Source organism: Streptomyces sp. FH025 (genome assembly GCF_017427025.1).
Taxonomy (GTDB): Bacteria; Actinomycetota; Actinomycetes; order Streptomycetales; family Streptomycetaceae; genus Kitasatospora.
This window is the reverse complement of the sequence record NZ_JAFLNG010000463.1, coordinates 1-6,226: the sequence shown is the minus strand read 5'-3', so window position 1 is coordinate 6,226 and position 6,226 is coordinate 1. Positions and strand designations below refer to the sequence as shown.

General features: G+C 71.4%; 7 protein-coding genes. 5 read left to right on the top strand and 2 right to left on the bottom strand.

Annotated elements, in window-relative coordinates:
* Positions 1–626 (top strand): hypothetical protein (locus J0670_RS26815; protein ID WP_374223173.1); only part of this gene is annotated, 626 nt, incomplete at its 5' end.
* 126 nt (positions 627–752) lie between these two features.
* Here J0670_RS26815 and J0670_RS26810 read toward each other — a convergent pair.
* Positions 753–2,135 (bottom strand): glycine--tRNA ligase, encoded by a 1,383-nt coding sequence (locus tag J0670_RS26810; protein WP_207814250.1) that lies wholly within the window; start codon positions 2,133–2,135, stop codon positions 753–755.
* A 191-nt stretch (positions 2,136–2,326) separates the two neighbouring features.
* Between J0670_RS26810 and J0670_RS26805 the strand changes: the two genes are divergently transcribed.
* Genes J0670_RS26805 through J0670_RS26790 form a run of 4 tightly spaced genes read left to right on the top strand, consistent with a single transcriptional unit; the run spans position 2,327 to position 5,443 of the window.
* Positions 2,327–3,295: a metal ABC transporter substrate-binding protein gene (locus J0670_RS26805; RefSeq protein WP_207814249.1), complete on the top strand. Its 969-nt coding sequence runs from the start codon at positions 2,327–2,329 to the stop codon at positions 3,293–3,295.
* A gap of 14 nt (positions 3,296–3,309) precedes the next feature.
* Positions 3,310–4,074 (top strand): metal ABC transporter ATP-binding protein, encoded by a 765-nt coding sequence (locus J0670_RS26800; protein WP_207814248.1) that lies wholly within the window; start codon positions 3,310–3,312, stop codon positions 4,072–4,074.
* The gene (locus tag J0670_RS26795; RefSeq protein ID WP_374223172.1) at positions 4,071–4,997 is read left to right on the top strand and encodes a metal ABC transporter permease; all 927 of its coding nucleotides are present in this window, start codon (positions 4,071–4,073) and stop codon (positions 4,995–4,997) included. The genes J0670_RS26800 and J0670_RS26795 overlap by 4 nt, the downstream gene beginning before the upstream one ends.
* A gap of 35 nt (positions 4,998–5,032) precedes the next feature.
* Complete coding sequence (locus J0670_RS26790; RefSeq protein WP_207814247.1) at positions 5,033–5,443, top strand: Fur family transcriptional regulator; 411 nt, start codon at positions 5,033–5,035, stop codon at positions 5,441–5,443.
* 61 nt (positions 5,444–5,504) lie between these two features.
* Here the strand turns inward: J0670_RS26790 and J0670_RS26785 are convergent.
* Positions 5,505–6,226, bottom strand: a 722-nt coding sequence (locus tag J0670_RS26785; protein ID WP_207814246.1) for an isoprenyl transferase, incomplete at its 5' end; no start/stop codon positions are given.

Here is a 6,226-nt window from a genome sequence, read left to right as displayed (position 1 = left end):
CCGCGCTGCTGGTCGGCCTGCTCGCCGAACGCGGCCCGACCGGCGCCTCCCTCCACCTCACCAGGACCGCCGCCCGCCTCGCCCCCGACCAGGCCGTCGCCGTCCTGACGGAGCTGCGCGAACTGGGGCTGGCCGAGGAGGCCGCGGAGCTGTTCCACGCCTTCTGGGCCTACCCGGCGGCGGCCGTCCCCGGCCTGCTCGCGGCACTGGAACGGGCCGGGCAGAACGCCGACGGTGCCACACTGCTCTGGGAGTGGGGCTCGGCCCCGACGTCCGAGCTGACCTCCCTCGCCGCGTGCCTCCAGCAGCACGACCGCTCCGCCGACGTGCGCACCCTGCTGCGCCAGGCGGCCGGCCGCCCGACCGCCGACCTCGCCGACCTCGCGGCCGGCCTGCCACCCGCCCTCGCCACCCTGCTGCTGCACGAACTGGCCGCCCTGCGCCCGCCGGTCGAACTGGTCCGCCTGGCCGCCGCCCTGGACGGCGATCCCGAGCTCTACGGGCAGCTGCTCGCCGCCCTCCGCGCCGACGAGACCCGGCACCGCACCACCCTCGCCACCCTGCGCACCGAGGGCCTCCCGACCGACCCGCCCGCGGCCCCGCGCTCCCGCTGGGGAAGGCGCTGAGGCACCCGCAGAACAGCGAGGCCCCGAACAGCAAGGCCCCCGAACGACGAGGAACCCCGAACGGCGAGGAGCCCCCGCCCGCCCCACCGAAGGGGCGAACGGGGGCTCCCGGAAGCCGGATCCGACTCAGCAGCCGATCAAGCGCGCACCCAGGTAGGCCTTCACCTGGTCGAGCGAGACGCGCTCCTGCGACATGGTGTCGCGGTCGCGGACGGTCACCGCGTTGTCCTCGAGGGTGTCGAAGTCGACGGTGACGCAGAACGGCGTGCCGATCTCGTCCTGGCGGCGGTAGCGCTTGCCGATGGCGCCGGCGTCGTCGAACTCGACGTTCCAGGCGGTGCGCAGGTCGGCGGCCAGGCCGCGGGCCTTCGGGGACAGCTCGGCGTTGCGGGACAGCGGCAGGACGGCGACCTTGACCGGGGCCAGGCGCGGGTCGAGCCGCATGCCGACGCGCTTCTCCATGACGCCCTTGGCGTTCGGCGCCTCGTCCTCGAAGTAGGCGTCGATCAGGAAGGCCAGCATGGCGCGGTTGAGGCCGGCCGCCGGCTCGATGACGTACGGGAAGTACCGCTCGCCGGACTCCTGGTCGAAGTACTTGAGGTCCTGGCCGGACGCCTCGCTGTGCACCCGCAGGTCGTAGTCGGTGCGGTTGGCGACGCCCTCGAGCTCGGAGAACTCGCTGCCACCGAAGTTGAAGCGGTACTCGATGTCCACCGTGCGCTTGGCGTAGTGGGAGAGCTTCTCCTTCGGGTGCTCGAAGAAGCGCATGTTCTCGGTGCGCAGGCCGAGGCCGACGTACCAGTCCCAGCGCTGCTGGAGCCAGTACTCGTGCCACTGCTCGTCCTCGCCCGGCTTGACGAAGAACTCCATCTCCATCTGCTCGAACTCGCGGGTGCGGAAGATGAAGTTGCCGGGGGTGATCTCGTTGCGGAAGCTCTTGCCGGTCTGGGCGATGCCGAACGGCGGCTTCTTGCGCGAAGTGGTCTGGACGGCCTTGAAGTTGGTGAAGATGCCCTGGGCGGTCTCCGGGCGCAGGAACGCCAGGCCGCTCGCCTCCTCGGTGACGCCGAGGTGGGTCTTCAGCATGCCCGAGAAGTCCTTGGGCTCGGTGAACTGGCCCTTGGTGCCGCAGTCGGGGCAGTTGACGTCCTTGAGGCCGTTCGGCGGCGGGAAGCCGTGCTTGGCCTCGTACTTCTCCTCCAGGTGGTCGGCCCGGTGGCGCTTGTGGCAGGAGAGGCACTCGGTCAGCGGGTCGTTGAAGGTGGCGACGTGGCCGGAGGCCTCCCAGACCTCGCGGGCGAGGATCACCGACGAGTCGAGTCCGACGACGTCCTCACGGGCCTGGACCATCGTGCGCCACCACTGGCGCTTGATGTTCTCCTTGAGCTCGACACCCAGCGGCCCGTAGTCCCAGGCGGCACGCGTGCCGCCGTAGATCTCGCTGCAGGGGTAGACGAAGCCACGGCGCTTGCTCAGGCTGACGATCGTGTCGATCTTGTCGGCGGCCACAGTGCTCTCTTCAGTACGTACGGCACGGTCAGGGCACGGCTGGTTGCACGTACCCGAATACCTCAGGTTACCGGCCACATGGGTACGGGGTTCAAATCGGTATCGTCCGTCCTCCCCCACCCATCGCCACCTGCCGTTCACCCATCCGAGTGAGTTGACAATCATTTCCACTTCAGATGAGAATGATTGTCATGATGATCGGACTGCCCGGACGACGGATCCGCACCACCACGGCCCTCGCCGCCACCGCCCTCACCGCCTCGCTGGCCCTCACCGCCTGCGGCGGCAGCAGCAGCGCCAAGGGCACGGACGGCAAGCTGAACGTCGTCGCCTCCTTCTACCCGATGGAGTTCCTGGCCCAGCAGATCGGCAAGGACCACGTCACGGTCACCGACCTCACCGCCCCCGGTGTCGAGCCGCACGACCTGGAGCTCACCGCCAAGCAGGTCGCCGCCGTCCAGAAGGCCGACGCGATCGTCTACCTCAAGGGCCTGCAGCCCACCGTCGACCAGGCCGTCGACCAGTCCTCCAGCAAGCACAAGGTCGACGCCACCGCCGCCAGCCCGCTGGTCGACCACCACCTCGACGAGGGCACCGAGGACGGCCACGACGCCCACCAGGGCAAGGGCCCGGCCGGCGACCCGCACATCTGGCTCGACCCCACCCGCTACGCGGCGATCGCCAAGAGCGTCGGCGACGAGTTCGCCAAGGCCGACCCGGCCCACGCCGAGGACTACCGGAAGAACACCGACGACCTGGTCACCAGGCTCACCGCCCTCGACCAGGACTTCCGGGCGGGGCTGAAGGACGCCAAGACCAAGACCTTCGTCACCAGCCACGCCGCCTTCGGCTACCTCGCCGACCACTACGGCCTCGACCAGGTCGCCATCAACGGCGTCGACCCGGAGTCCGAGCCCACCCCGGCCCGCCTCGCCGAGGTGCAGAAGGCCGCCAAGGACAACGGCGCCACCACGATCTTCTTCGAGACCCTGGTCAGCCCCAAGCTCGCCGACACCGTCGCCAAGGACCTCGGCCTCAAGACCGCCGTCCTGGACCCGCTGGAGGGCGTCAAGGACCCCTCCAAGGACGACTACTTCTCGATCATGAAGCAGAACCTGGCCAACCTCCAGGCCGCCCTCGGCACCCCCGCCGCCGGCTGACAGGACGCAGCACCATGACCCACCCGATACCCCCGGCCGTCCGCCTCCGTGACGCCGTCGCCTCGCGCGGCGGTCGGCCGGTGCTGCGCGGCGTCGACCTCACCGTCGCCCCCGGAGAGGTGGTCGCCCTGCTCGGCGCCAACGGCTCCGGCAAGTCGACCACCGTCAAGGCCGTGATCGGCTCCGTCCCGCTGGAGCAGGGCACCCTGGAGCTGTTCGGCACCCCGTACCGCTCCTTCCGCGCCTGGCACCGGATCGGGTACGTCCCGCAGCGCACCACCGCCGCCTCCGGCGTCCCCGCCACCGTGCGCGAGGTGGTCTCCACCGGACGGCTGCCGCAGCACCGGCTGCTGCCCTTCCGCCGCAAGGACCGCGAGGCCGTGGACCGCGCGCTGACCGCCGTCGGCATGCTCGACCGGGCCGGGGACGGCGTGGCCGACCTCTCCGGCGGCCAGCAGCAGCGGGTGCTCATCGCCCGCGCCCTGGTCGGCACCCCCGACCTGCTGATCATGGACGAGCCGATGGCCGGCGTGGACGCCGCCAGCCAGCAGGTGCTCGCCGACACCCTGCGCGCCGAGGTCGCCCGCGGCGCCTCCGTCCTCCTCGTGCTGCACGAACTCGGCCCGCTGGAGCCGCTGATCGACCGCGCCGTGGTGCTGCGGGACGGCTGCGTCGCGCACGACGGCCCGCCCGTGCCCAACACCGGCCTGCACGCACTGCCCGGCCACGACCACGTCCACCCGCACGCCGACCTCACCCCGCCGAGGCTGCTCGCATGACCGAGATGCTCTCCTACGACTTCATGCAGCGCGCCCTGCTCGCCGCCGTGCTGGTCGGGATCACCGCCCCCGCCGTCGGCATCTACCTGGTGCAGCGCCGCCAGGCCCTGATGGGCGACGGCATGGGCCACGTGGCGATGACCGGCGTCGGCCTCGGCTTCATCTTCCAGACCAGCCCGGTCTGGATGGCCGTGCTGGTCTGCGTGCTCGGCGCCGTCACCATGGAGCTGGTCCGCTCGCGCGGCAACCAGCGCGGCGACATCGCCCTCGCGATGCTCTTCTACGGCGGCATGGCCTGCGGCAAGCTGCTGGTCTCGCTCTCCGCCCAGGCCGGGTCCGGCGCGCTGGAGAGCTACCTGTGGGGCTCGATCCTCACCGTCGCCCCCGCCGACCTGACCGCCATCGCGGTGCTCGGCGCGGTGGTCATCGCGGTCACCGTCGGCCTGCGCCGCCAGCTCTTCGCGATCTGCCAGGACGAGGACTTCGCCCGGGTCACCGGCCTGCCGGTGCGCACCCTCAACCTGCTGCTCGCGGTGATGGCCGCGGTCACCGTCACGGTCGCCATGCGGGTGGTCGGGCTGCTGCTGGTCAGCGCCCTGATGGTGGTCCCGGTGGTCGCCGCCCAGCAGCTCACCCGCTCCTTCGCCGCCACCCAGGCCGCCGCCATCGCGCTCGGCGTGGTGGTCTCGCTGGCGGGCGTCACCGGCTCCTACCACCTCAACGTGCCCTCCGGCCCGGCCATCGTGCTGCTCGCCATCGCGGTCTTCGCGGTGTTCAGCCTGCTGGCCGCCCCACTGGCCCGCCGCCGCCACCGGGCCCGCGGCGAGGCCGACCGGGGACCGAAGGTCTGCGACGTCCAACTGCCCTCCCAGGGGTCCTCCGACGCGACCACCCCGGACCAGCGGGCTGGGCTGGCACAATGATGTGCGTGACGCCCACGACCCCAGGAGGACCCACGGTGACCACCGCAGGCCCGTCGCCGCGCGCCCGATCGACCCGGCAGCGTGCCGCCGTCTCGGCGGCCCTGGACGAGATCGCGGACTTCCGCAGCGCACAGGAGCTCCACGACCTGCTCAAGCACCGCGGGGACTCGGTCGGGCTGACCACCGTGTACCGCACCCTCCAGTCGCTCGCCGACGCCGGCGAGGTCGACGTGCTGCGCACCGCCGACGGCGAGGCCGTCTACCGCCGGTGCAGCAGCGGGCACCACCACCACCTGGTCTGCCGGCACTGCGGCGCCACCGTCGAGGTGGAGGGCCCGGCGGTGGAGCGCTGGGCCAACTCGGTCGCCGCCGAGCACGGGTTCAGCGACATCGCGCACACCCTGGAGATCTTCGGCACCTGCGCGGACTGCGCCGAGAAGGGCTGAGCCGCACGAGAGGAGGGACCCGCCGGGCAACCCGGCGGGTCCCTCCTCCGTGTGTGCGGCCTCAGCGCTGGGTGGGCAGCCCCACCGGCGCGGGGACCTCGTTGGGGATCGCCCCGCCGAAGCGGCGGTCGCGCATCGCGAACTGCTCGCAGGCACGCCACAGGTCACGGCGGTCGAAGTCCGGCCAGAGCACGTCCTGGAACACGAACTCGGCGTAAGCGGACTGCCAGAGCAGGAAGTTGGAGGTGCGCTGCTCACCGCTGGGGCGCAGGAAGAGGTCCACGTCCGGCATGTCCGGGTGGTACATGTACTTGGCGAGGGTCTTCTCGTTGACCTTCTTCGGGTCCAGCTTCCCGGCCGCGACGTCCTGCGCGAGCGCCTGCGCCGCGTCGGCGAGTTCGGCCCGGCCGCCGTAGTTGACGCACATGTAGAGCGTCACGGCGTCGTTGTCCTTCGTCTGCTCCTCGGCGACCTGGAGCTCCTGGACGACGCTCTTCCACAGCTTGGGCATCCGGCCGGCCCAGCGGACCCGCACGCCCATCGCGTCCATCTCGTCGCGGCGGCGGTGGATGACGTCCCGGTTGAAGTTCATCAGGAACTTCACCTCGTCGGGCGAGCGCTTCCAGTTCTCGGTGGAGAACGCGTACAGCGAGATGTTCTTGACCCCGAGCTCGATGGCGCCCTTGAGGACGTCCAGCACGACGGCCTCGCCGACCTTGTGGCCCTCGGTGCGGGGCAGCCCGCGCTCCTTGGCCCAACGGCCGTTGCCGTCCATCACGATGG

Excerpts from the sequence above, each read along its gene's own strand:
- J0670_RS26805 (WP_207814249.1), top strand. The coding sequence starts at position 2,327 with ATGATGATCGGACTGCCCGGACGACGGATCCGCACCACCACGGCCCTC.
- J0670_RS26800 (WP_207814248.1), top strand. The coding sequence starts at position 3,310 with ATGACCCACCCGATACCCCCGGCCGTCCGCCTCCGTGACGCCGTCGCC.
- J0670_RS26795 (WP_374223172.1), top strand. The coding sequence starts at position 4,071 with ATGACCGAGATGCTCTCCTACGACTTCATGCAGCGCGCCCTGCTCGCC.